Source organism: Shewanella sp. Isolate11 (genome assembly GCF_022398315.1).
Classification (GTDB): Bacteria; Pseudomonadota; Gammaproteobacteria; order Enterobacterales; family Shewanellaceae; genus Shewanella.
The window spans coordinates 255,617-282,098 of record NZ_JAKEVF010000001.1 but is presented as its reverse complement, the minus strand read 5'-3'; the positions used below and the strand labels follow the sequence as shown (position 1 = coordinate 282,098).

The window sequence follows — 26,482 nt, the reverse complement described above, 5'->3', positions numbered from 1 at the left end:
GCAAGATCTATGAGTCAAAAGCAAAATCCAACAGCTGAAGAGTTGGCAAAACAAGCCGATTTAAAAGCCAAAGCTGAAGCCAAAAAAAATGACGAAAAGTCAAAGCGCAAGGCTAAACAACTCGATAAAGATGTCGAGAGTTTAAAAACAAAAGAACTGCAAAGCTCAAAAATTAAAAGCAATTTTAATCAAGATCTTGTTGCCAATAAATCTTGGCAAACGACTCATGGTGCAACCGCAGCCAAACAAGATGAGCTGATTACTCCAGAGCTTGACGATGATACAGCAACGCAAATCGCCAGTAGCGAAGCTGAAAAAACGCCTAGCGAAACTGAAGTAGCAGCGGCTGCAGAATCCCCCACAGCCGATGAAACCGAATTAGCAAAACAACAGATCATTGAAGAAGAAGGTTCAACTGAAACTACCGGAATACAGCATTTTTCAGGTTTTAGATCTAATGCACCGTTAACACCAGCGCTAACACCCACATTAACGCCTATTGCACATTCGCTAAGCTCAGATCAGGTGGCGTTTACTATCACTATGGTGGCAGATCAAGCTGTTAGCAGTATTACGCCATTACCTAACCCAGCCATGAAACCCGGTGCGATTCAAGCCAGTAGCACCAATAAGCCACAACTACAGGTCGATGCTCAACCAAGCCAAGATGTCACCGAAGATGCCGCCATCGATACCGTTAGCGGCCACCTAATCGCGCGTGGTTTAAAAAGTGCAACAGTGATCTGGTCATCTGATCATACTCAAGGCCAATTTGGTGAACTTGTATTAGATCAAAACAGCGGTCAATGGCAATACCAGTTAGACAATAGTGCCACGGCAACCAATGCCTTAGCCGCAGGTGAGCAACATACAGAGCAATTTATCATCACAGCAACCAACAGTATTGGCGATCAAGTTAATACGGTTATAGATGTTGTGGTAAATGGCAGCAATGACCTGCCGCAGATAAGCGGCGTGCATAATGCCAGCCTAAATGAGCAAGGAAGTATTGATACGGTTTCAGGCATATTAGTCGCAACCGATCCAGATAATGGCGATAGTATTCAATGGGCAGTGGATCAATCTGCAGGGCTCTATGGTCAACTATCTATCGATGCAAACGGCCAATGGCAGTATTTGTTAGACAACAACTCGGCCAACACCCAAGGACTCAATGCAGGCGATATTGCCAGTGACATCTTCACGGTAACGGCAACCGACAGTTCAGGCCAACCCGTTAGCCAAACCGTCACCATTGATGTGCATGGTACCGATCAAACTGCCACCATCAACGGCATTTTCAGCTCCTCTTTAGTGGAAGGTCAGAACCTCATAGCTGGCAACCTGCATACCGATGGTCAGCTTAGCATCACAGATCCTGATAGTGGCCAAAGCTATTTCGTCGCCGAAACCATCCAAGGACAATTAGGTAGTTTAGCTATCGATGCAACAGGTTACTGGACATACACTGCCGATAACTCAAACTCGATCATTCAAGCTCTCGGTGTTGGTGAATCCTTTACCGATATTTTAGTGGTGCAATCAGCCGACGGCACCCAGCAGCAGATCAGTATTACCATCGCAGGAAGCAACAATGCGCCCAGCGTTACCGCCGTTTTACAAAGCCAAATTACCGACGAAGATGCTGCGTTCAGCTTTGCTGTACCCAGTGGCACCTTCGCCGATGTCGATACCAGCGACACACTAACGCTATCCGCCAGTGGCTTACCTGCTTGGCTCAACTTTGACGCTAACACAGGCTTATTTAGCGGTACGCCAACCAACAGCGATGTGGGCGTCACAGCGATTACCGTCACCGCTACCGACAGCCAAGGTGCGTCCGTTACCAGTACCTTCGACTTGGTGGTCAACAACATCAACGACGCGCCGGTGCTCGATCCGATCAGTAGCGTTTCAGCGGTAGAAGACGGTTCTCTTGTCAGCGGTCAAATTACCTCAACCGATATCGATGTTGGCGATACTGCTACTTACAGCACCACCGCAACAATTGCAGGTTTTGTGCTCAATGCTGATGGCAGCTACAGCTTTGATCCGAGTGATGCGGCCTATCAAAGTTTGGCGGATGGTCAGGCGCAGACGCTAACCATTCCGGTGACAGTTACTGATGGTTCAGGTGCTACCGATACGCAAAACCTCGTGATCACTATTACCGGCACCAACGATAGATGCAACCATTATCGGCGGCACCATCACCGGCAGCGACATCGATACCGGTGACCAAATTACTTATTCAGTTGCTACCCCTGTAGACGGTTTAACCGTGAATACCGATGGCTCTTGGTCATTCGATCCGAGTAATCAGGCCTACCAAAGTCTGGCCGATGGCCAACAGCAAACGATCACGGTTACCGTGACTGGCAAGGATCAAACCGGTGCCACCGATACCCAGGATCTGGTCATCAACCTGACCGGGACCAACGATGCACCGACGGTCAGCACGGCCTTAACCGGCCAGGCGGCCACCGAAGATGCCGCGTTTACCTTTACTGTTCCCACCGGCACCTTTGGTGATGTGGATGCCACAGATACCCTAAGTCTGTCCGCTTCAAACTTACCTGGCTGGCTCAGCTTCGATGACACAACCGGCGAGTTTACGGGCACGCCGACCAACAGTGATGTCGGCACGACACAAGTCACCGTTACGGCGACAGATTCACAAGGCGCTCAAGTTACCACCACCTTCGACCTGACTGTGAACAATACCAATGACGCCCCGGTACTTGACCCTATCAGCAGCGTCACTGCTATCGAAGACGGTGCGGTAGTGAGCGGCACCATCACATCACAAGATGTTGATGCGGGTGATACCGCGACGTACTCAATGGCAGGCACGGTGGCGGGCTTTACCTTAAATGCGGACGGCAGCTACAGCTTTGATCCGAGTGATGCGGCCTATCAAAGTTTGGCGGATGGTCAGGCGCAGACGCTAACCATTCCGGTGACAGTTACTGATGGTTCAGGTGCTACCGATACGCAAAACCTCGTGATCACTATTACCGGCACCAACGATGGCAGCTACAGCTTTGATCCGAGTGATGCGGCCTATCAAAGTTTGGCGGATGGTCAGGCGCAGACGCTAACCATTCCGGTGACAGTTACTGATGGTTCAGGTGCTACCGATACGCAAAACCTCGTGATCACTATTACCGGCACCAACGATGATCCGGTGCTCAACAGCATCGCTGCGCAGTCCGTCAAAGAAGATGCAACCATTATCGGCGGCACCATCACCGGCAGCGACATCGATACCGGTGACCAAATTACTTATTCAGTTGCTACCCCTGTAGACGGTTTAACCGTGAATACCGATGGCTCTTGGTCATTCGATCCGAGTAATCAGGCCTACCAAANAGATGCAACCATTATCGGCGGCACCATCACCGGCAGCGACATCGATACCGGTGACCAAATTACTTATTCAGTTGCTACCCCTGTAGACGGTTTAACCGTGAATACCGATGGCTCTTGGTCATTCGATCCGAGTAATCAGGCCTACCAAARTCTGGCCGATGGCCAACAGCAAACGATCACGGTTACCGTGACTGGCAAGGATCAAACCGGTGCCACCGATACCCAGGATCTGGTCATCAACCTGACCGGGACCAACGATGCACCGACGGTCACGGCCATCAGTGCGCAAGCAGTGGATGAAGACGCCGCCTTTAGCTTCGGTATTCCAGCCGGCACCTTCGCCGATATCGACACGGGCGATACCTTAACGCTCAGTACCTCAACACTGCCTGCATGGCTCAGCTTCGATGCCAGCACCGGCACCTTTACTGGCACCCCGACCAACGGCGATGTGGGTACCACGCAGGTTACAGTTACCGCCACCGACTCACAGAGTACAATGGTGAGTACCACCTTCGATCTCACAGTCAACAACACCAACGATGCGCCGGTGCTGGATCCGATTGCGCAAGTGACTACCGTCGAAGACGGTAATGTGACTAGCGGTAACATCACTTCGACAGATATCGATACCGGTGATACCGCTACGTACAGCACCACTGCAACCGTGGCCGGCTTCGTACTCAATAGTAACGGCTCGTATACCTTCGACCCAACAGACGCGGCCTATCAGTCGATGGGCAAAGGTGACACTCAGACCTTGACCATTCCGGTCACAGTCACCGATACCGCGGGCGATAGCGATACCCAGGATTTGGTGATTAACCTCACCGGCACCAACGACACGCCGGTGCTCAACAGCATCGCGGCACGGTCGGTGAAAGAAGATGCGCCAAGTATTACCGGACAGGTGACCGGCACCGACATCGATACCGGCGACTCAATCACCTACAGCATYGCCAACCCGGTGGACGGCCTGACGGTGAACACCGACGGCAGCTGGAGTTTTGATCCGAGCCACGCAGCCTATCAGTCGCTGGCGGAAGGCGCGCAGCAAACCCTGACGGTGACTGTCACCGGCACCGACTCGCAGGGCGCGACCGACACCCGGTGGATGAAGACGCAGCCTTCAGCTTTGGCGTGCCTGCGGGCACCTTTGCGGATATTGATACGGGTGATACATTAACTTTCTCAACCAGTAGCCTACCCGGCTGGCTGAGTTTTGATGCTGCTACCCAGACCTTCAGTGGTACACCGGCTAACGGTGATGTTGGCACAACGCAAGTGACGGTGACGGCGACCGATAGCCAAGGCGCAACGGTAAGCACCACCTTCGATCTGACGGTCAACAACACCAACGATGCACCGGTGCTGGCTCCGATCAGCAGCGTTACTGCCAATGAAGACGGCAACATCGTCAACGGCACGATCACCTCTCAAGATCCGGATGTCGGCGACAGCGCGAGCTACAGCACCAGTGCGACAGTGGCAGGCTTTAACCTGAACAGCGATGGCAGTTACAGCTTCGATCCTAGTCATGCCGCATATCAAAGTTTGGCGGACGGTCAGGCGCAGACGTTAACCATTCCAGTGACCGTCACCGATGCGGCGGGGGCCACAGATACTCAGGATCTGGAGATCACCATCACCGGCACCAACGATGTACCGGTAATGAACAGCATCGCGGCTCAGTCCGTAAAAGAAGATGCCGCTGCGATTACGGGTCAGGTGACCGGCACCGACATCGATACCGGCGACTCAATCACCTACAGCATTGCCAACCCGGTGGACGGCCTGACGGTGAACACCGACGGCAGCTGGAGTTTTGATCCGAGCCACGCAGCCTATCAGTCGCTGGCGGAAGGCGCGCAGCAAACCCTGACGGTGACTGTCACCGGCACCGACTCGCAGGGCGCGACCGACACNGCCAACCCGGTGGACGGCCTGACGGTGAACACCGACGGCAGCTGGAGTTTTGATCCGAGCCACGCAGCCTATCAGTCGCTGGCGGAAGGCGCGCAGCAAACCCTGACGGTGACTGTCACCGGCACCGACTCGCAGGGCGCGACCGACACCCAGGATCTGGTGATCAACCTCATCGGTACCAATGACGCACCGACRGCCACGGCCATCAGTGCGCAAGCSGTGGATGAAGACGCAGCCTTCAGCTTTGGCGTGCCTGCGGGCACCTTTGCGGATATTGATACGGGTGATACATTAACTTTCTCAACCAGTAGCCTACCCGGCTGGCTGAGTTTTGATGCTGCTACCCAGACCTTCAGTGGTACACCGNCGGTGGATGAAGACGCAGCCTTCAGCTTTGGCGTGCCTGCGGGCACCTTTGCGGATATTGATACGGGTGATACATTAACTTTCTCAACCAGTAGCCTACCCGGCTGGCTGAGTTTTGATGCTGCTACCCAGACCTTCAGTGGTACACCGACCAACAGCGATGTCGGTACCACGCAAGTCACCGTGACGGCCACCGACAGCCAAAGCGCGAGTGTATCGACCACCTTTAATTTAAATGTGGCGAACACCAACGACGCGCCGGTGCTTGACCCGATTTCAACAGTATATGTAACTGAAGATGGCAAGAGTGCTTCAGGGGTCATCACTTCCACCGATGTGGATGCAGGCGACAGTGCAAAGTACAGCATTGCGTCGTCAGTGGATGGGCTGACCTTTAACAGCGACGGCAGTTGGTCATTCGACCCGTCGGATGCGGCGTATCAATCCCTTCCGGATGGACAGGGTCAGACCTTAACGATACCAGTGACAGTGACCGACAGCGCGGGCGCGACCGACACAACCAATCTCACCATAAAAATCACGGGCAGCAATGACGTCCCGAGCATTGGGGGTGTCAGTACCGGTTCCGTCACCGAAGACACATCACTTTCAGCGTCCGGTCAGTTAACGATTGCCGATGTCGATAAGGGCGAGTCGAGCTTTGCAGCACAAACCGGTACTGCGGCGAGTTACGGCAGTTTCTCGATTGATGCAAGCGGTGGCTGGACTTACGATTTAGATAACACCAATCCAGCGGTGCAACAGCTCGGCGCCAATAGCCCGGGGCTGACCGACACGATCACGGTCACCAGCAGCGATGGCACCGCCACTGAGACCATCACCGTCACCATCACCGGCACCAATGATGTGCCTGTTGTCAGTGGTGATCTCGCGGGTGTGGTTACTGAAGATAAGAAGACCCAAGCTACTGGTGTGATGACCATTGCGGATGCTGATGCGGGTCAGTCAGAGTTTCAGCCTGATACGCTAAAGGGGCTCTATGGTTCTCTTAGCATCGATGCTACAGGTAGCTGGACCTATGACTTAGATAACAGTGCGGATGTAATCCAAAATCTAGGCGCTGGTGACAAATTAACTGATGTTGTTACCGTGCAGACTGCCGATGGCACGACCCAAGATATTACTATTCAGATCAACGGGACTAATGACAAGCCATTCGTAGATCATGCCTTAGGTGACCAGAGCGCTACGCAAGATGCAGCGAAAAGCTTTACACTTCCTTCCGATACTTTTGGTGATATTGATACTAGAGATACGCAATCCATCACTGTTTCAGGTTTGCCTTCGTGGCTAACCTTCGACTCGTCAACCGGCACATTTTCCGGCACACCGGCAAACAATGATGTGGGCACAACCCAAATCACTGTCACCGATACCGATACACAAGGTTCGACTGTATCAACCACCTTCGACTTGACCGTCAACAACGTCAACGATGCACCTGTGTTAGGTCCAATCAACACCGTATCGGTCGATGAAGATGGCCAGCTGGCCAAAGGCCAGCTCACCGCTACCGATCCGGATACCGGCGATACGCTGACCTACAGTGGTGGCTCCGGAAACGCTGGATTTGATCTGCAACCCGATGGCAGCTGGACATTTGATCCGGCCGACACCACCTACCAATCGCTTGGCGATGGCGTACTGCAAACCCTGACCATTCCGGTTACGGTAACAGATGCAGCAGGGGCCACGGACACCCGGGACCTCATTATTGAAATTACCGGCACCAATGACAGCGCTACGATTTCGGGTGTATCCAGCGGATTGGTTAAAGAAGATACAGCAGTAACTCAGGGCCAAATATCTGTAGAGGGTCAGCTGCAGGTAACAGATGTCGATCAGGGCGAAGCCTCGTTCCAGTTTTTCACTGGACAGGGAAGTGCCGGTCTCGGCTCCTTTATGTTGTTGGCTGATGGGGCCTGGAAATATGTTGTGGATAACAATTCACCAGCTGTACAGGCTTTGGGTGAAGGGGCAACTCCTTTAACGGATAGCGTAACCGTCACCAGTATTGATGGCACCGCTCACACTATCACTGTCACCATCGAAGGCACCAATGATGCAGCTGTTATCACTGGTAACGACCAGATGACAGTGACGGAAGATCAGGGCCTGACGAATACGGGTTACCTCAGTGCTTCGGGACAATTGCAGGTGACAGACATCGACGCGGGCGAGGCATCTTTCCAAGTAGTGTCCGGCGCAGCAGGCCATGGTCAGTACGGTGAGTTTTCAGTTACTCCTGCAGGAGGCTGGAATTACGTTGCCGATAATGCCAATCCGGCGATTCAAGCACTGGCAGAAAATCAGCAAGTAACCGATTCAATCATCGTTCAGAGTATCGATGGGACTAAACATACAATTACCGTCACCCTGAAAGGTACTAACGACGACCCGGTATTGAGTTTTTCACAAACCTCAAACGTGGCGGGCAGCCTCACCGAAACCGATGTCGATACCACTGATACCCACACCTACAGTGTGACTCAAAGTACCGGGAATTTTGGCAGCCTCAGTGTTGATGCGGGTACTGGCGATTATGTCTATACGCTAAACCCGAATGCGGTCGGTATGACCTTTGATACTACCACTGGCGTTTACCAAGGGACTGACGTTTTCGAAGTGACTGTCTCTGACGGTCACGGTGGCACAAATACTAAGTACCTAACCTTCAATCCAACGGCTAATGTGGTAGCACCAACGGTCACAGGTGGAGCGCCAACAGTGACCATTACAGTCAATGCCACTCCCACCCTGACAACGACACCACCCGGCGTCGGTAGTACACCGAGCACACCTCAGCCAAATGATGTGACATTGGATTTGGCGGCCAGTAGTGACTCTGGTATCTCCTCAACGGACGACGAAACAAACATAAATACTCCCGAATTGACTGGTTCAACCCGTATTCCGTTCTCGCTGGTTGAAATTTCTGAAGGCGGTCAGGTGATTACCAGCACCTACTCCGATGCACAGGGTTTATTCAGTGTGGTGACGCCGACGCTTAGCGATGGTTTCCACACCTTTACCGCTCATGCAACGGGTCCTGCAGACTCCGTCGCCTCGGATTCGCAACCCTTGGCTATTGGGGTGGACGCTACCGCGCCAAGCACGACGCTGACGATTGATGCAGTCACCGCTGATGACACTCTGAGCGCCAGCGAAAGCGGCGCTAATGTGGCAGTCACGGGTATGGTTGGCGGTGAGTTCAGTGCTGGTGATGTTGTTGAACTGACGGTTAACGGCAAAACCTTTAGCGGCTCCGCTGATGCCAGTGGGCATTTCAGCATCGACGTGCCGGGTGCCGATCTGGCTGCAGATGCTACTACCATCATTCAAGGCAGTGTTACCACCGAGGACAACGCCGGTAATCAGACCACGGTTACGACACTGCATGATTACGGTGTTGAGGCTGTGATTAGTGGGCAGGATTCCGGAGCGTTGACAGAAGACATTAATGTTTCGAGCAGCAATACCCTTTCAACCTCAGGCATGCTGAATATCGTCGACCTTGATGCTGGCGAAGCTCAGCTGGTATCACAGGTTGGTGCAGTGGGCTCTGGTGGCTACGGGGAATTCCAGGTCTCGCCTGCCGGTGGCTGGATTTACACGGCGGATAACAGCAATACGGCCATTCAAACGCTGGCCAAGGGGGATTTGCTAACGGATACGCTGACCGTGCATTCGGTTGACGGTACAGCCCATGATATTACGGTCACCATCGAAGGCACCAACGATGCAGCCAAGATCTCTGGTGTCAGTGTTGGAATTGTTGTTGAAGATAACGTGTTATCTGCAACGGGTCAGCTGCAGGTGTCAGATGTTGATGCCGGTGAGGCGGCGTTTACTGCAGGAACGATTCCGGGCGCTTTTGGTTCATTGGATATCGACTCAACAGGCGGATGGACCTACACCAGTTATAATGCAGATACCGCAATCCAGCAGTTAGGTGAAGGCGAAAAGCTTACTGATTCTATTACGGTACAAAGTATTGATGGTACGTCTCAGACTATCCACCTGATAATAACCGGATCTAATGACGCGCCGACGGTTAATGCCCAAGTCCATGATTTTGGCAGCATGTATGATACTCAAATCATCAGCTTCTTGGATAATGATTTGCTCAGCAAAATTGGCGCAGCCGACGTTGATGTTAACGACCAACTGTCCATTACCTCTGTCGATATCGATCCCGCTTATGGTTCGTTTTCTGTTGATCAAAATGGTTATTGGACCTTAACCACAGTGCCGGGCGTTACTCAGGATGATGTACCTATCACTATTCAAGTCAGTGATGGTATAACCCAAACCACTGCCAATGCGATTATTGATATCCAGCCAACGCCGATGATCACCATCGAAAGTGTCGACAATGCGCTAACCGATCAAATGGTTACCACTGGCGGACATCCACAGCATGGTAGTCATTTCCCTGGTCACAGCGCTAACTGGCAAACCAGTTCCTATCAAATCTCCAGTGGTGAGATCACCGTTGTAGGTTCGGTAGTTGGGGTTGCTGATGGTGAACAGATCACAATCAATATTCAGGATGCACTCAATCCGGGGACAACAAGCGCCTTAAACACAACGGTTTCGGGTGGCAAATGGTCATTAACGATTGACCATAACGATCTGCATTTCACACCTGGGGCTCATAATTGGCAGGTAGATGCAATCACTCACGATCAATCAGGTAACAGCTTATCGACAAGTACTCAGTTAACGGCAACAGCCGGATTAACGGAAACCGTCGACGAAGGAAGTTCACAGGTAATCGATCTAATAGCTGGAACCGCCGGTCTTGTTGCTGGCGGCCTCAGCTATTCACTTGACGGCACGCATTTTAGCAGCCAGGCACCCAATGGATTTGTATTGAGCGCCGATGGTAAAACATTGTTAGTGGATGCGGATAGCCCGCAGTTTAATCAGCTCGCAGTGGGTGATAGCCAACAGATATTCTTAAGGTATGACGTCAATGGTGTTGCCAATGGCCAGCTCGAAAGTATGGAGCGTACTGCTGAAATAACCATTACAGGGACTAACGATGCGCCAGTCATAAGTGGTCTGCGTAGCCGATCGACTCAGGAAGATGGCAAAATCCTCACAGGACAGATTAATGCTACCGATCCTGATGGCGACAGAGTCACACTTATTGCATCTAAGGTCGACGGTTTTACGCTTCATCCCGATGGCTCTTGGAGTTTTGACCCTTCACATGCAACATATCAGAGTCTGCCAGAAGGAACGCCATTACCCATCACGGTTACAATTACAGCGACAGACAGTCATGGTGACTCGACCACCCAAAATTTAGATATCAATTTAACCGGTACCAATGATGCAGCGGTGATCGGTGGTGTCTCCACTGCAAATGTCACAGAAGACACCAAGTCAATCACATTTGGTAATTTATCCATTACCGATGCTGATACGGGTGAATCGCAATTTAAGGCTGAAGCATATCAAACCAGTTTAGGTGGTTTTGGTGAGTTTGAAGTGATGTCGAGTGGTTTCTGGATATACACCTTAGACAATACTAATCCAGCAATTCAGGCATTAGCCGAGGGTGAAACCTTAATCGACACATTTGAAGCAACCGCACTCGATGGCACCAAGCAACTGCTTGAAGTCACCATTACCGGCACCAACGATGCGCCAACGGTGTCGCATGCTCTGACGGATCAGACTATCGACGAAGACAGCGCATTCAGTTTCACAGTGCCTGCCGATACGTTTGCGGATTTAGACACCAGCGATAGCCTGACTCTCACTGCGACAGGTTTGCCTGCTTGGCTTTCATTTGATCAGAAAACAGGTACCTTCAGCGGTACACCGGATAACGCCGATGTCGGTACAACGGCTATCAGAGTCACTGCCACTGACGGTCAGGGCGCTCTGGTTTCTAGTACCTTTAATCTGGTGGTGAACAATGTCAATGATGCTCCGGTGTTAAACCCGATCAGCCAGGTCACTGTGACCGAGGATGGGCAACACGCCACCGGTACCATTACCGCCACCGATGCGGATACGGGCGATGTTTTAACTTATGCCATTGCCAACCCGGTTGCTGGCCTGACCTTCAACGCCGATGGCAACTGGATGTTTGACCCGTCAGATGCCGCCTACCAATCGCTGCCCGATGGCCAAACACAAACTCTGACCATCCCAGTAACTGTGACCGATTCGGGTAACCTAACTGCTCAGCAAGATTTGGTCATCAACCTGACGGGCACCAACGATGTAGCAAAGATTGCCGGTGTCGATGTGGGATCTGTTAAGGAGGAAGGGCCTCTGGAAGCCTCAGGCACCTTGACCGTCAGCGATCTTGATTCAGGCGAGAATCGTTTCATTTCAAACACTGTCTTGGGAGCTCACGGCACACTCACTATTAATGGTGCGGGTTCCTGGCGTTACTCGATTAACAATGCCGATACAGATGTCCAGCAACTTGGTGAAGGCGACTCGCTCACTGATACACTGACAGTAAAATCGGTAGATGGAACAACCCATGACATTACCATCACCATTGAAGGCACCAACGATGCGCCAACGGTGTCGCATGCTCTGACAGTTAAGACTATCGACGAAGACACAAGTTTCAGTTTCACAGTGCCTGCCGATACGTTTGCGGATTTAGATGCCAGCGACAGCCTGACATTGAGTGTGACAAGCGCACCTACTTGGGTCAATTTTGACGCCAGTACCAGTACCTTAAGCGGTACACCGCCTAAGGACTACGTGGGAACGGAAACCATCACAGTCACTGCCAGTGACGGGCACGGGGGAACAACCTTTAGTACCTTTAATCTGGTGGTTAACAATGTCAACGATGCTCCTGTGCTTGACCCTATTAATAGTGTCAGCGCGGTAGAAGATGGCGGTCTACTCTCGGGCGATATCAAAGCAACCGACGTGGACGATGCTAGCAGTACATTACTCTATAGTGGTGGTTCAAATGGAGGTTTAGTTATTGGAGGATTTAGCATTGATCAAAACGGTCACTGGACTTTCGATCCCTCTCATTCTGACTACCAATACTTAAAAGATGGCGAGCTCCTGCCATTATCCATACCGATAACAGTGACTGATCCAACAGGTGATACTGATACACAAATGCTTGTTATAAACCTCACAGGTACTAACGATGCACCTGTGATCACAGGTCTTGACCAAGTCTTACTGATTGAAGATACAAAGATTGTTAATCCTGACCTTCTTGTCACAGCAGGACGTTTAGCCATTACTGATGAGGATAAAGGCGAGGCATTATTCAAGGCAGTACCTGATACCACGAGTGATAAAGGATATGGCACATTCTCTGTTAAAGACAGTGGTGATTGGTGGTATGCCGCAGATAATGCTAACCCCGCCATTCAAGCTTTAGCGGCTGGTAAAACATTAACTGACAGTTTCACCATGACCAGTGCCGACGGCACGCAGCACACCATCACCATCACTATTGAAGGCACCAACGATAAAGCTCAAATTAGTGGAACTGATACAGGCACGGTCACTGAAGACAGTGGTGTTTCCGGTACAGGCAAGCTCACCACCTCCGGAGACCTGAGCATCATTGATGTCGATAAAGGTGAGGCGCAATTGATGTCACAAATTGATGCCGCCGGTTCCGGTGGTTATGGCTTGTTTCAAATATCACCGGCTGGTCACTGGAGCTACAGCGCCGATAACAGCAACCCAACAATTCAGGCTTTAAATACGGGTGAGTCGCTCACTGATACACTGACAGTAAAATCGGTAGATGGAACAACCCACGACATTACGGTCACCATACAAGGTACCGATGACGGCGTGCCAGCTGTGATTGGCGGGGATACCTCAGCTGATGTCACCGAAGATACTAATCCATTAGGCAGCGATATGCTGGAGGTTACTGGCCAGCTTACAATCACAGACCCTAACCCGGGTGAAGATAAATTTATTGCTCACTTGGGGGCTAATGCGCTGCAAGGAAAGTTTGGCAGTTTGGAAATCCATGAAGATGGTAACTGGACTTACTCCGCAGACAATACCCAGACTGCCATTCAGGATATGGATAAAGGCGCTGCTTCACATGAATACTTCACCGTTAAAAGTGTCGACGGCACCACTCAAGTGATCAAAATTGATATTTTAGGTGTCGATGAAATTTATGCACGGCCACAGATTCAAATTGATGTTGATTTGGCAAATCCTTTAGTAGTGCAAAACCACAATGTGCCAACCAAACAGGAGTTGTTAACAAACTATCTTGATACGCTGCTCGCGCCTGCTACTGCTACTGCTACTGCTACTGCTCAGACATTAGTAGGTGGTGCTTCAGATAATGCAGAAACACTTCACTATACCTCTCTCACTAGCGATCTCGATCTTAAAAGAGGCGATGATCAGCTGCTTATTGATGGCAATATTGAAAGCGATCTCAAAACCGGTGAAGGCCATGATATTGTCGTCATTAAGGGCGATGTTCTGTCGAAAACCCAACTTGAAAATGACGATGATGTCATGGTCGTTGGGCAAATTCAGAGTAATCCATCAGGACCAGTCATCGGTCAAATTTCAGCCCAGATAGACGGCGGCGGCGGCACTGATGTGGTGATCCTGCAAGGTTTTACCAAAGCTGAATTCATGAGCCAGCCAGGTATCACCATAGATGGCCATGGTGAGGTTAAACTCAATGGAAACAGTATTATCAAGGACGTCGAAAGCATAGTTGGCAGCGATGGCCAGATGATCTTTGGTCCTGAGCCTGCCTGGCTACAATCGCCTCCAGTGGTCACTGAATACCATTATGCGATGCATTGGGATACAACCATTAACGATCCCAACGAACATCTAAAATCAATTAAATTTGATACAATGGTAACGGGCATGACCTTAAAGGACCACAACGGTAATGTCATCCCGCAAGATCCTGATGGTAATTGGTATGTACCTTTAAATGGCGACGGAACTGCCGATGCCGTTGTAGTCTCAAATACACCTATAATGTTTAGTATTAATAGTCTCGTTGAATTCTACAACCAACACACTGGTGTCACTACCAATACCGCTTTTTTACAAGATAATAGTGAGTACTATTGCTCACAAACTGATGCATCTGGCGTGACAAATGTGATTATAAATAATCCTTCAGGACTGCCACCAGCACCACCTGTGCAACACGATATGCCTGATGAAAATGTGGTAGATGAAGTCAGCTTGATTGCACAAGATGATGCTCCGGCCGATACTGCTGACAGCGAACAAGCTGTCGCTCAAGCGGATGATCAGGCTGTTGCTCAAGCCGATGATCAGTTTGTCCCCCAAGCGGATGATCAAGCTAATGCTCAATCAGACGCTCAAGCTGTTGCTCAAGCGGATGATCAAGCTAATGCTCAATCAGACGCTCAGGCTGTCGCTCAAGCCGATGCTCAGGCTGATACTGCTGACAGCGAACAAGCTGTTGCTCAAGCGGATGATCAAGCCGCCGATGTGGTTAGCACTGCGGTGAGTGATCCGCAGGCGGATCAAGTAGCGAGTTCGCCTGTGGATCATTATCTACAGATGGTGGGCTTAACGCCGCAGCAAGTGGGCAGTACCGATACCGGCTCAAGTGCTGCGGATCTGCCAGAGGTGCAAACCAGTGCCAGTAATGATGTCGATGCCGATATGCTGGACGTGAGCCAAGTCGATCACTTCGATAATCCATTAACTGACGATGACGATAAGACTGATGCGGTTGATGATTTAGCCCATATCGATGACGCGGCGGATAACTTGGATACTGGCCTCAACGACGATGACCTGCTGCATAACGCCCTAAACGATATGCATAATCAGGTTTAGCCACAAGGCACTTTTAGCAGCTCTGAGTTTCAGCAGCACTGAAAATGGTCAATTCGATACAGTTTTGTATTCGGATTGGCCATTTTGTCTTATGTGGTTGCTAATTTAAGCTATTTATCGGCTTTTTATAGCCCAAATAGCGTGAAAAAATGGCACTAAAATTGCGGTGTTAGCTCTGACTATTTCCCACGGCAAGCCATATGAGATGCAAGACTAAACCGATTGACCACCTTAACCGATACACTGGCGAAGTCAGTGGTGCCTTTGCCGACTTAGGCACATTTCTGCCATTAGTCCTTGGCCTGATTGCGATAAACCACTTCTCTCCCCAAGGCATTTTTGTCGGCTTTGGCCTGTTTGCTCTATTTACCGCTTTCTATTACCGCAGACCCATCCCGGTTCAACCGATGAAAGTGATCGCCGCATTGGTGATCGCCCAAGGCTTAACGCCAGGAATGTTACAAGCCAGCGGCATTATGATGGGCGCCATATTACTGCTACTAGCCTATAGTGGCGCCATTACCTGGATGGCCAAACAACTCTCCCCCGCCATCAGCATTGGTATTCAGCTAGCCATTGGTTTACAGCTTATTTGGATGGGGGGCCAGATGATGACCGACACTTGGCTTGTCGGCGCAATCGCGTTTGCGGCGCTGTTTCTAAGCCGCTTTCTCCCTTTGCCCTATTTGATTATGCCCTTGGTGTTAGTGATAGGTATTTTGTGGCAATACTCCCACGGTTTTGCGCCCAGTTTTCAACTGTCGGCCAGCAGCCATTGGCAGTTAGGGTTACCCACGCTAGAAGAATGGACCTCGGCAGCGGGCTTGTTAGTTTTACCACAACTGGCATTAACGCTGACCAATGCGGTTATTGCCACCTCGGCCATGGCCAGCGATAAATTTACCGACGTCGATGAAGTCAAACAGCAACGTTTTTCGCCTAAGCGATTAGCCACCAGCTCAGGTTGGGCGAACTTATTACTCGCTCCTTGGGGCGCTACCGCCATGTGTCATGGTGCAGGCGGGCTGGCAGTACAACATCATTTTGGCGCCAGAACCTGGTTAGCGCCGATCATTTTTGGGATCAGTTGTTTACTGATCGCCTTGTGCTGGGGTGACACGGTTGCCGGTTTATTATCATTAATCCCACTGGCAGTCTTAGGCAGTTTATTAGCCATCGCCGGATTGCAGTTGGCTTGGTCGAAACGCTTTACCGACGGCAAACCTTTTTGCATGCTCGTCATACTCACCACCGCTGGCGTGTGTTTATGGGTCAATACCGCCGCCGGACTTGCAGCTGGCGTATTGATTGAAATGGGTCGTCGTCAATGGCTGCTGTATAACGATCTACGCCCTTAATTTAGACTGTGCGTCCAACCCAAACATCATAAGCGAACACGGATACAAATTGCATTTAGCTTTGTAGCCAGTAACTTAGATGGATTGCAGTCACAGGCCAAAACTAACAGCCAGTATAAAATACTAAAACTGTTACGCTTGTTAATTTATGATTTTGATTTTTTTAGCTAAAACAGCGTAATTCAATGTAAAATTGATTGTTTGTTGTTCTACACTATATTAGTGTTACAGGCTTGATCGGCGTCTTTATAACAGGGATTTGAGTTATGAAAATAGGTACGATAGGTAAAACATGTTTAGCTTCCACCATAGGTGCGGCCTTCACGGCCAGCGCACTTGCCCAAGATAAACCCAACATTGTTGTCATCTTTGGTGATGATATTGGCTGGCAAAACGTCAGCGCCTACGGCATGGGTACCATGGGTTACACCACCCCCAACATTGACCGTATCGCCAATGAAGGGGTTAAGTTCACCGACCACTATGCTCAGCCAAGTTCAACGGCAGGACGTGCGGCGTTTATCACCGGCCAATATCCGATACGTTCGGGTATGACCACGGTAGCCATGCCGGGTGGTGAGTTAGGGCTCAAAAAAGAGTCACCCACCTTAGCCGAAGAACTGAAAAAGATTGGCTATGCCACAGGTCAGTTCGGTAAAAACCATTTGGGCGACCACAACTTTGCCCTGCCGACTGTGCATGGTTTCGATGAGTTTTTTGGTAATTTATATCACCTTAATACTCAGGAAGAACATGAGCAGCGCGATTACCAAAACTTCGCTAAGGCTTACTCTGGCTCATTAGAAGCCTACCAGAAGAAATTTGGTACCCGCGGCGTATTACATTGTTATGCCACAGATAAGGCTGACACCACTAACGACCCGCGTTTTGGTGTGGTCGGCAAGCAAAAATGTACCGATACTGGCCCGCTAGGCGGCGAGCGAATGAAAGACTTTGACCGCGCAGAGATGCTGCCTGCGGCGCTGAAGTTTATCGACAAGTCGCTTAAAGAGGATAAGCCCTTCTTTACCTGGATCAACACCAGCCGTATGCACCTATATACTCGTCTTAACGACAAGTGGCGCTATGCTGCTGAAAAGTACACCAGTGAATACGATCTTCACGGTAGCGGCATGATGCAGCACGATGCTGATATCGGTTACTTACTGAGTGAACTTAAGAAGCGTAACCTAGATAAAAATACCATTATTCTGTACACCACAGATAATGGCCCTGAACACTCTTCTTGGCCCCATGGCGCAACCACGCCTTTCAGAGGCGAGAAGATGACCACCTATGAAGGCGGTGTTCGTGTGCCTATGATGGTACGCTGGCCAGATCATATTCCGGCAGGCAGAACCCTCAATGGCATCCAAAGCCACCAAGATTTGTTCACCACCTTAGCCGCTGCGGCGGGCATTAAAGATGTGAACAAGAAGGTGATGGATGAGAAGAAGCAATATATCGACGGGGTGAATAACTTAGCTTATTGGGAAGGCAAATCAGATGTCTCAGAACGCCAGTCGATGTTCTATTACTTTGAGGGGCAACTCTCTGCAATCCGAATGGGGCCTTGGAAGTTCCACTTCGCTATTGCCGAGCATTACTACGATAACCTGTTGCCATTGGCCAAACCTAAAGTCTATAACCTAAGAGCCGACCCCTTTGAGAGCTATGACTCAATTGATGCTAATGGCCATTTGGTACAGAAAGTCTCCTGGTTATTGGCCCCTGTAAGTGAGATGGTGACAGAGCATGTTAAGAGCTTGGTCGAGTATCCGCCGGTTCAAGGTGGTAGTAGCTTCGACATGACTAAAACCATTGAAGATGCGATGAAGAAAACACAGCAATAAGCAACCTAAATCGATGGCCCCTCTCATGGGGTCATCGTCTTTTTGGCGACATTTACCCGTCGATGGTTTTTACAAGCTCGCCGCAATATGACAGAGTTTATTATTGACTCCTTTTTGGCATGGAATCCGCTTTTTATATGAGACGCACTCAAACCAGCGACACAACACATCTTCCGGTTGTACCGCTTAAAACCGCAGTAAAAGACAACAGTGATGAAGTTAAATACCATAGACAGTTTCATGTGATGGCTAAGCCCGGTGGTGCCAAATGCAATATCGACTGCCAATACTGTTTTTACCTGCATAAAGAGGGCTTATTGCATCAGCCCAAGCAACCCAAGATGGACGACGAAACCTTAGAGCGGTTCATCAAAAGCTATATTGAAAGCCAAGATGGCGAACAGATCACCTTCTCTTGGCAAGGAGGAGAGCCAACGCTACTGGGGCTGGATTACTATAAGAAAGTGGTTGCGCTACAGAAGCGTTATCAACCCGAGGGGGTTCAGATTAATAACGATCTGCAAACCAATGGCCTACTGCTTAACGATGCTTGGTGCGCCTTCTTAAAAGAACATCAATTCTTAGTCGGTTTGTCTATTGATGGGCCGCGCGAGTTACACGATAAATACCGCGTCACCAATAGCGGTAAACCCACCTTCGATTTAGTGATGAAAGCGGCGCAAAATCTACGCAAACACCAAGTCCCTTTTAATGCTCTGACAGTGGTTAATCGCCTAAACGCCAAACATCCGCTGGAAGTGTATCGCTTTTTAACCCAAGAACTGGGCGCCAGTTATATTCAGTTCACTCCCTGTGTCGAAGCCAAAGACTTTAAGTCCACGGCACCGCAGTTTTGGAACGAGAGTATGCGCCCCAAATTGGGCAGCGAGCTCAGTAAACCTGGCCATCCGATGTCGGTGGTGACCGATTGGTCGGTAGACCCAGATGATTGGGGCAATTTCCTTAAAGTGGTGTTTGAAGAGTGGATCAATAATGATCTGGGCAAAGTGTTGGTTAATCTGTTCGAAACCGCGCTCGCTCAAACCATGGGCATGCCGTCACAGCTATGTGTCACCGCCGAGTTTTGCGGTAAAGCCTTGGCAATTGAGCACGATGGCTCGGTTTATTCTTGCGATCACTTTGTTTATCCCGAATATAAAATCGGTAATATTAACGATAAGCAGCTTAATAATATGGCGTTTTCTATTCGCCAAGAAGCTTTCGGCATGTCGAAACGCGATAGCCTGCCCGATTACTGCTTGGAGTGTAAACACCTTAAATTATGCTGGGGTGAATGCCCTAAAAACCGCATTATCAAAACCCCGTCCGGTGACATTGGGCTAAATTATCTCTGCTCTGGCTTACAAGACTTTTTCGATTATGCTTCGCCTATCTTGGTGGGATTAGCCAAAGTGATAGAACAAAATCAGTCGGCACCTACAAAAAGATAATCCTTATGCTGCTTGGTATTAATTTATGCAGCAAAAAGCCCAATTAATATTGGGCTTTTGATAGGAGATCTAACCAGTTTTTTTTAATCTATGATTTTTTAATCGATGCTTTCGATATGAAACACGGTCGTTTGTCCCTCTTGCAGCCGCGTCGGATCTAACTCATGTAGATCACGGTGACGAATAATACTTCTCAAGTCATCGACATAAAGCATGCCTCGTTCGCTGTAATGTTGTAGCGCCTCGGCTAATTCGATGCCATTTAATTCCCGCTCAATTTCTCGGGCATCATGTCGCATCTCTCTTAGGTGATGATAAGCATGGTTAGTATTGAGATTATGCAGATACTCCATGCAGGTTTCTAAGATGGTATCGAATGCCGCCAGCTTCACATCGGCGCCTTTAGCTTGCACATACTTTTTCGACTTGGAATGGGGCGGTAAATGTTCACCAAACAACGCATTACCTTCTACGGCAAAATGCGATGTACCCCAAGCACTTTCATCAATCGCTTGCGCCAAGGCTAACGAGACCGGAATAGTATCGACCCGCTTACGTAACTCCTCATAACTTGGCGCCTGCTCGAAGCCATAACGGTGAGATAAGTCTTCAACCCACTTGGCCTCTTCTCCGTCAAGATGATTGTCGGCATAAGCTGCATGCAGTGCGGCTCGGTCTTGCAGAATATAATCATTAGCCTGCAAAATGTTGGTGAGGATCATACGTATGAAAGTACGGGTTTTCTGATCGACACTTAGCTCGGCGAGATCCTTGGGCACATGACTGACAAACACCCGAGGCACTTGCCTTTCACTGCGAGCCGACAGCAGTTGTAACCCCGAGTTATCTAAATGATGTGAAAGCTCTGATGCACTTTTAAAAGCCACTTGTTTTTCTGGCGAGCCGTAAACCTCGATCCCCGCCAAACTGCTACATGAATATAAAGCCGATAACACACAGATATACTTAATGTGCTTAAACATTGTCATTTTGCTACTCCAGCATTAACCCTTTCCATTTAACTTAATTGTGACAACCATCAGCAAATGCTGAGCTACAAATAAGTAACCCTATTAGAATTAAATTTAGCACTGTTTGAAGCACTGTGCATTAGCAACAGATTATCAAACCAGACTAAATAACCTGAGCTCTGGATAAGCAGAGCCGCTGAATAGGCTTGTTAAATTTAGATTTTCCGACACTGGTTATCCCAAGTTCAGGTTAAATAGAATACGCCGGTTGAAAACCACAGTAATGAAGCGTTTAATAACTCGATAACTATCCCCGCTATAGCGATATGATAAGGAGCCACAATGACTCAGCCAGAGACCTATTTTTACAGGCCAAGTGAAGGACATGGATTACCTCATGATCCCTTAAATGCCATCGTAGGCCCTAGACCCATAGGCTGGATCGCTTCACGTAATAAACAGGGGCAAAGAAATCTGGCTCCCTATAGTTTTTTCAACTGCTTCAATTATCATCCGCCCATTATTGGCTTTGCCAGTGTCGGCTATAAAGACAGTGTGGCCAATATTGTCGAAACCGGAGAGTTTGTTTGGAATCTCGCCACGCGCCCTTTAGCCGAGCAGATGAACCAAACCTCGGCGGCGCTACCCCATGGGCAAGATGAGTTTGAATTTGCCGGTTTAACGGCCGTGGCAGGCAATGTGGTGGGGGCAGACCGAGTGCTGGAAAGCCCGGTGAACTTCGAGTGTAAGTTAACTCAATGTATTCAATTGCAAGCTGCTAACGGTGAAGCCATCGACACTTGGTTAGTCTTGGGTGAAGTGGTGGTGGTACATATTGCCGAACGCCTGCTCGATGCCACGGGTATTTACCAAACCGCACTGGCCGACCCCATACTGCGTGCAGGCGGGCCGAGCGCCTACTATGGCATTTCAGAAGAGCATAGATTTGACCTCTCTAGGCCACAGCTTTAGGTCATGGTAGATAAAACTCTGCACCTAAATAAAACGCCAGCATAGCTTTGGCCATGCTGGCGTTATTTCAGTTGTTAACTGTATCACTGCGACTTAATAGCCGTGACGGCTGACCTCAGGCCAATGCTTATCTACCTCTTGTTCGATAAAGGCCTTTTTCTCTGCGGTTAATTTATCCAGTTCGATACCCACAGCTTTTTGCGCCGAGGCTTTCGTCGAAATATCGGGATAATTCACCTTGGCGACTTTTAACATGCTTAAAATTTCAGACAGCGCATTGCGTGCATGGGTGGCATGCTCAATCGCCGCATCGAGTAACGCCATCCCCTCTTGAGGGTTATGGGCATACAAACCGTGTGATGACATGGCGAAATCCCAGCGCCACTGGGCGTGACGAATGGCCATAATGGCATCATTCATAATTGGCCAACTTGCACCGGCATCCCACGCAGCGCCCGCCTCATAATGAGCCTTAACTAATAGTTGCTCTACTTCGCGCGCCTTGGCTTCTATCTGTGCCTTGTTAGTTTCTAGCTTGCTGACGAGCTTAGTTTTATTGCTATGACAGGCCTGACAAACTTGCTCATAATTGGGTAGCGCCTGACCAATTTGATGATTGGTAAATGACTTGCCATTGCTGTCAACCGACTCTGGCATGTGGCAGCTGATACAGCTGACTCCCGCCTTAGCGTGTTCGCTGCGACTCCAGTGTTCAAACTCAGGATGACGCGCCTTAACGATTGGGGTTCTAGAGATCGGATGGATCCACTCGTAGAAACGGCGAGTATCATAATATTTCTCAATCAAGTCGGCGGTACTGCCGAAAATCCACGGAATATTAACTCGATTGCTACGCTCAGGCTGAAAATAGTAAGTCACATGACATTGGCCACAAACTTGAGATCCCTGCATATTGGCGTTCTGCTGTTCAAATGGCAGCTGCACCTTAGCCATGGCTTCTTGCGCATGGGGTCTAGGTAACGCAAGCTCAGCCGAACCTTTGACATGACAGTCGGTACAATACACTACACTCTGCATCTCTTTACCGAGATCGGTGAAGTTTTTGCCCGAGAAGCCTTCGACGCCAAGTTCACCAATTAAACGTGGCACGTCCGGAGACTTACAAGTCCAGCAACTGGCCGATAAACCTTTTTCACCTTTGGCGGGGGCAACACCGGTTCTCAATGTGTGAGTGACATCGGCAACAGCAAAATGATGTCCTCGCGGACTGTGGTATTCCTTGGCATAGGAGGAACCCGCCCAGAGCACGATAGCTGCCGGATAGTTGGCCAGCATATCTTGTCGCTGTGACTGCTCAGCCGTTGCCGCCCAGCTTTGGTACTGATTAGGGAATTTGGCTTGCATCGCCTCGGCGCTGACATCTTCGGCATTTGCCACCGCCCCCATTAATAAGGAACTGCTGGTGATCGAGAGAATTAAATAACGTCTTAATCTATTCATTTTAAACTCATTTATATCTAATTTATTTGCTTTACTGCCGAGACGACAATCATTAACCCGGTCTGCCATCGACTCTAGGGCGTAACAAGATCGGCGCATAACAAAATACAAACCAACCAAAACCTAAGCTCCAACACGTGCCAGCCAGCCAGAGCCAAAGTTCGGCATGTTGTGGAAACCACAGCGGCATTAAGGCACGAAACATGGCCGCTAAAGCGACAGACAAAAATGCCCAAGACATCTTGGGCCCTTGATAGATGTTGCGACTGGTGTGCCCAAGCGATACCCGAGAAATCATCGATAAACACAGGCCAGCCATAGTGCCAATGGCAAACAGATGCAGTAAGTGACGATAGGCATTTTCATTATCAATATTGTAGGCCAGCGCTGCCAAAGTGATAGGTAAACAGACATAAGCCAGATGCAACGACCACAACATGGGTTCGCCAAGGGTTTTATGAGGATACCAACGTAACCAGCGCAGCAGATGCAACAGCGCCGCAGCCGCCAGCAAGAGTTGCTCGACCGCGATAGGTAAAAACTTAGTCACTCCCTGTACAATCAGCAGTAACATTAGGCCGATCAGGCTAAAGTCCAGTAACTTAATCGGCTCAGGTTTAGGTTGCTGAATTTTTACGGCGGTAAAAAAGGGGATCACGCGGCCAGCGACTATGGTAATAATCACCCCAAGCCACCAAAGCATGCCCTGCCAGAGTTGATTACTGCTGATAAAATCCCGCTGCATTAGGCAGTAATAGCTATAGAGATTTATCAAGGCAGCCAGCAGCAACATGATAGGAAAACCGATATTACGCCACTGTTTAACCCGGTAAATACAAGACCACAATTTAGCGGCGCACAGCAATAAGAACAGGCTATCGAAAATCGCAGGCAACCAGATAGGTAAGTCCATTGGCAGCAACAACAGCACCCGCGCCAGCAACCAACAAGCAAAAGTCAGCGCCAACGGCCAGCCTTTTAAACTGGGTTGATTAGTCCAAGTTTGTACCGACGTCAGTAAGAAACCACAGGCAATTGCCATGGCAAAGCCAAATAACATCTCATGGGGATGCCACCATAGAGGCACGACTTTAACCCAAAAGCTCTCTCGCATCAGGCTAAATTCAGGGATATACCAAGTCACCAGCCACAGCGGAATATACAGGCAAGCTAACAAGGCGCCACCGAGAAAGAACGGCCTAAAACCCAAACGCCATATCGCGGGTGTTTTGTCAATTTCGCGGGGATCATCAATATTAAGCATCACGTCTTATCTCTAATCGATTAGCAAATGGAATCGGTAGCAAATAACAAACATATAAAATACATCTTTAATATGTGGCCATATTAACCACAGCGATAACGACGAACAATCAATAATCGATGCAGTTTAGATAAGTGTGATCTATAGCGGATAAATTCGCTATGATATTGAATTTAAATACCTCTTTATAGGCATGCCGGACTCTTGAAGTGCTAAACAGTTTTACCCAGCTAGTCAGTGAACGCTACTTTATTCTGGTTTGATTAAGATAAGCGCCTGCTGGCGACCGTTGAGATACCAGACTCCACTTGCATCAAACATGGCATCTTCTTCCAGCATGATGCGGATCTCTCGTTGCCATTCGGGGATAAACACCGCATTGTTTAGCTCGATAGAATAAGCGGTATTGAGGTGCAGCGGATAATCCCCCGAACCTGCGACCCCTTGCTGGGCGTCCCACATACCTAAAGTCGTGCCAGCCCCATGACCGTGATAGCCAATAGGATGAGAGTAAATCGTCGGCTTAAGTCCGGCAGCAATGGCCTGCTCGCGCGCAGCCTTGAGCACCTCGTTGCCCGTTCGGTCCTTTGCAAACTGAGCGGTCAATATATCTTGCAGTTGATTACCGCTGTTAAACGCCTTCACCAAATAGTCTGGCGCTTGGGTTTCTAAGGGCTGTAACACATAAGCGAGTTGCTGAGTATCAGTGTTCAACCTCAGGTAAGTAATGCCAAAATCAACATGCAGAAGATCCCCCGGCATAATCACAGTATCACCTGAAAGATCCTCCTGATTAGCCCTCTGTATGGTGACACTGGGCTGAAACCAGGTTTGCAATTTCAGCTCCCGAACCCGTTCTCTAAACCACCACACTAGATCTTCGCTGGTTGTCTGGCCAACTTGTATCACCTCATTAGAAAACCCCTGAGCAATGATCTCGTGAGCCATCTTGACCAGACTCGGATAAAGGGCGATCTCCTCTGGGATGCGACGCTCCAACCAGCCAATGGCCAGCGGCTCAGCAGACACCAGAGTCTGTCGATAACCTTCGGGGAGATGATTCAAGAGTCGCTGCTCGTCACCCGACACTAGACCGTCGGCATGAGCCCAACTCGTTGAGCGGTTAACGCCGATACGTTTTGGCTGATAACGCTCCACCAAAGCATTTAGCGCCTGCCACTGACTGGGATGCTTCTCCTTATCCCAAGCCTTAGTGAACAGTTTGCCAACACTGTAGGGCGCGATAGCATAGGCGTTCACCTTGCCCTGCTTATCACGGGCAAACACCAATATAGTGGTACGCCGCGCCGACAGCCAAGTGGCGGGTAACATAGTTTTAAGCACAGGGTCTTCGTTGTATTCGCGGCTAATCAGCAGCCACATATCGATATCGCTCTCGCGCATCAACTCAGGCAACAACTGCTGAACACGTTTATGGGTCAAATTGTCGATCAATGCCGCGCGCTCACGCAGGGGCAAAATCTCATCGGTAGCAGCGCCTAGGCAGATCTGAGGCAGCAAGGTCAAACACAGCAGCCAGAGAATAGAATAGCGGCTCAAGTTATTATTCTTATTAGCAAGCATTTGTTCTCTCATCTGTTACATAGTGAACGTTTAGGTTATACCAATCAGTATAAGA

At 49.6% G+C, this 26,482-nt stretch carries 11 protein-coding genes; 7 read left to right on the top strand and 4 right to left on the bottom strand.

Annotated features, from left to right (window positions below; translation table 11 throughout):
- Window positions 1-9 precede the first annotated feature (9 nt).
- The 6 genes from L1D21_RS01205 to L1D21_RS01180 all read left to right on the top strand — a co-directional run bounded on the left by L1D21_RS01205 (window position 10) and on the right by L1D21_RS01180 (window position 20,175).
- Window positions 10-2,238: a VCBS domain-containing protein gene (locus L1D21_RS01205; protein ID WP_239843406.1), complete on the top strand. Its 2,229-nt coding sequence runs from the start codon at window positions 10-12 to the stop codon at window positions 2,236-2,238.
- On the top strand, window positions 2,183-4,558 hold the full coding sequence (locus L1D21_RS01200) for a VCBS domain-containing protein (RefSeq protein ID WP_345773504.1): 2,376 nt from the start codon (window positions 2,183-2,185) through the stop codon (window positions 4,556-4,558). Before L1D21_RS01205 ends, L1D21_RS01200 begins: the two co-directional genes overlap by 56 nt.
- Window positions 4,483-15,513, top strand: coding sequence for a VCBS domain-containing protein (locus L1D21_RS16555; RefSeq protein WP_239843405.1), 11,031 nt, complete (start codon window positions 4,483-4,485; stop codon window positions 15,511-15,513). Before L1D21_RS01200 ends, L1D21_RS16555 begins: the two co-directional genes overlap by 76 nt.
- 200 nt (window positions 15,514-15,713) lie before the next feature.
- A complete protein-coding gene (locus tag L1D21_RS01190) occupies window positions 15,714-16,871 on the top strand; it encodes a putative sulfate/molybdate transporter (protein ID WP_239843404.1) in 1,158 nt (385 codons plus the stop codon).
- A 266-nt stretch (window positions 16,872-17,137) separates the two neighbouring features.
- A complete protein-coding gene (locus L1D21_RS01185) occupies window positions 17,138-18,724 on the top strand; it encodes an arylsulfatase (RefSeq protein WP_239843403.1) in 1,587 nt (528 codons plus the stop codon).
- Window positions 18,725-18,861: 137 nt separating this feature from the next.
- Complete coding sequence (locus L1D21_RS01180) at window positions 18,862-20,175, top strand: anaerobic sulfatase maturase (protein ID WP_239843402.1); 1,314 nt, start codon at window positions 18,862-18,864, stop codon at window positions 20,173-20,175.
- 98 nt (window positions 20,176-20,273) lie between these two features.
- On the opposite strand, the gene L1D21_RS01175 is transcribed toward L1D21_RS01180, so the two are convergent.
- Window positions 20,274-21,164: a glucosaminidase domain-containing protein gene (locus L1D21_RS01175; RefSeq protein WP_239843401.1), complete on the bottom strand. Its 891-nt coding sequence runs from the start codon at window positions 21,162-21,164 to the stop codon at window positions 20,274-20,276.
- 324 nt (window positions 21,165-21,488) lie between these two features.
- Between L1D21_RS01175 and L1D21_RS01170 the strand changes: the two genes are divergently transcribed.
- Entirely contained in the window at window positions 21,489-22,118 is a 630-nt protein-coding gene (locus L1D21_RS01170) for a flavin reductase family protein (protein ID WP_239843400.1), read from the top strand.
- A 93-nt stretch (window positions 22,119-22,211) separates the two neighbouring features.
- Here L1D21_RS01170 and L1D21_RS01165 read toward each other — a convergent pair whose 3' ends face one another.
- From L1D21_RS01165 to L1D21_RS01155, 3 genes are all read right to left on the bottom strand, one after another.
- Entirely contained in the window at window positions 22,212-23,525 is a 1,314-nt protein-coding gene (locus L1D21_RS01165) for an ammonia-forming cytochrome c nitrite reductase subunit c552 (protein WP_239844160.1), read from the bottom strand.
- Window positions 23,526-23,631: 106 nt separating this feature from the next.
- A complete protein-coding gene (locus L1D21_RS01160) occupies window positions 23,632-24,843 on the bottom strand; it encodes an NnrS family protein (RefSeq protein WP_239844159.1) in 1,212 nt (403 codons plus the stop codon).
- 249 nt (window positions 24,844-25,092) lie between these two features.
- The gene (locus L1D21_RS01155; protein WP_239843399.1) at window positions 25,093-26,427 is read right to left on the bottom strand and encodes a M24 family metallopeptidase; all 1,335 of its coding nucleotides are present in this window, start codon (window positions 26,425-26,427) and stop codon (window positions 25,093-25,095) included.
- Window positions 26,428-26,482: the final 55 nt, after the last annotated feature.

Coding starts and splice junctions, on each gene's coding strand:
- L1D21_RS01160 (WP_239844159.1), bottom strand. CDS start 24,843: ATGCTTAATATTGATGATCCCCGCGAAATTGACAAAACACCCGCGATA.
- L1D21_RS01155 (WP_239843399.1), bottom strand. CDS start 26,427: ATGCTTGCTAATAAGAATAATAACTTGAGCCGCTATTCTATTCTCTGG.
- L1D21_RS01180 (WP_239843402.1), top strand. CDS start 18,862: ATGAGACGCACTCAAACCAGCGACACAACACATCTTCCGGTTGTACCG.
- L1D21_RS01185 (WP_239843403.1), top strand. CDS start 17,138: ATGAAAATAGGTACGATAGGTAAAACATGTTTAGCTTCCACCATAGGT.
- L1D21_RS01190 (WP_239843404.1), top strand. CDS start 15,714: ATGAGATGCAAGACTAAACCGATTGACCACCTTAACCGATACACTGGC.
- L1D21_RS01170 (WP_239843400.1), top strand. CDS start 21,489: ATGACTCAGCCAGAGACCTATTTTTACAGGCCAAGTGAAGGACATGGA.
- L1D21_RS01175 (WP_239843401.1), bottom strand. CDS start 21,164: ATGACAATGTTTAAGCACATTAAGTATATCTGTGTGTTATCGGCTTTA.
- L1D21_RS01205 (WP_239843406.1), top strand. CDS start 10: ATGAGTCAAAAGCAAAATCCAACAGCTGAAGAGTTGGCAAAACAAGCC.
- L1D21_RS01165 (WP_239844160.1), bottom strand. CDS start 23,525: ATGGGGGCGGTGGCAAATGCCGAAGATGTCAGCGCCGAGGCGATGCAA.